The 995-nt window shown below is 72.5% G+C and carries 2 protein-coding genes; both read left to right on the top strand.

Annotated elements, in window-relative coordinates:
- Nucleotides 1-588, top strand: a 588-nt coding sequence (locus SSOG_RS34615) for a vWA domain-containing protein (RefSeq protein WP_039939360.1), incomplete at its 5' end; no start/stop codon positions are given.
- A partial coding sequence (locus tag SSOG_RS34610; protein WP_009718922.1) for a cob(I)yrinic acid a,c-diamide adenosyltransferase occupies nucleotides 588-995 on the top strand: 408 nt, incomplete at its 3' end. The genes SSOG_RS34615 and SSOG_RS34610, both read left to right, overlap by 1 nt.

The raw sequence follows: 995 nt of genomic DNA, 5'->3' as shown, positions 1-995 counted from the left end.
GTGCTGTTCGTCGTGGACGCGTCGGGGTCGATGGCGGCCCGCAAGCGCATGGGCGCGATCAAGGGCGCGGTGCTGTCGCTGCTGCTGGACGCCTATCAGCGGCGGGACAAGGTCGGCCTGGTCACCTTCCGGGGGTCGGACGCGGCGCTTGCGCTGCCGCCCACCTCGTCGGTGGACGCGGCCGCCGCCCGGCTGGAACAGCTGCCGACCGGCGGCCGCACCCCGCTCGCGGCGGGGCTGTTGAAGGCCCGCGAAGTGCTGCGGGTGGAGCGGCTGCGGGACCCCTCGCGCCGTCCGCTGCTGGTGGTGGTGACCGACGGGCGGGCCACCGAATCGAAGAAGGCCGCGGTGTCCGACGGGTCCACGCCGGTGGAGCGGGCCGGGCGCGCGGCGCGGCTGCTCGCGGGCGACGGGGTCGCCTCGGTCGTGGTCGACTGCGAGTCGGGTCCGGTGCGGCTGGGCCTGGCGGGCGCGCTCGCCCGCGATCTGCGGGGGACCCCGGTCACCCTGGACGAACTGCGCGCGGACAGCGTGACGGCGCTGGTCCGCGATGTACGGACGGTACAGAACTCTCGGAGGGCAGCCTGATGCCGCAAGGACAACCGACCGTCGTCCCCGACGACGGGCTGACCACCCGCCAGCGCCGCAACCGGCCGCTCGTGCTCGTGCACACGGGCGTGGGGAAGGGCAAGTCGACGGCCGCGTTCGGTCTGGCGCTGCGGGCGTGGAACCAAAACTGGCCGGTCGGTGTATTCCAGTTTGTAAAGAGCGCGAAATGGAAGGTCGGCGAGGAGCGTGCGCTGCGCGTCCTCGGCGACTCGGGCGAAGGGGGGACCGTCGCATGGCACAAGATGGGCGAGGGCTGGTCGTGGGTCCAGCGCGACATGGCTTCCAGCGAGGAAGCCGCACGCGAGGGCTGGGAGCAGGTCAAGCGCGATCTCGCGGCGGAGACATACCGGCTCTATGTGCTGGACGAGTTCGCGTACCCCATGCAC

The sequence above is a fragment of the Streptomyces himastatinicus ATCC 53653 genome (assembly GCF_000158915.1).
GTDB lineage: Bacteria > Actinomycetota > Actinomycetes > Streptomycetales > Streptomycetaceae > Streptomyces > Streptomyces himastatinicus.
The sequence above is the reverse complement of the archived record's forward strand: the minus strand, read 5'-3'. Positions and strand labels throughout refer to the sequence as shown.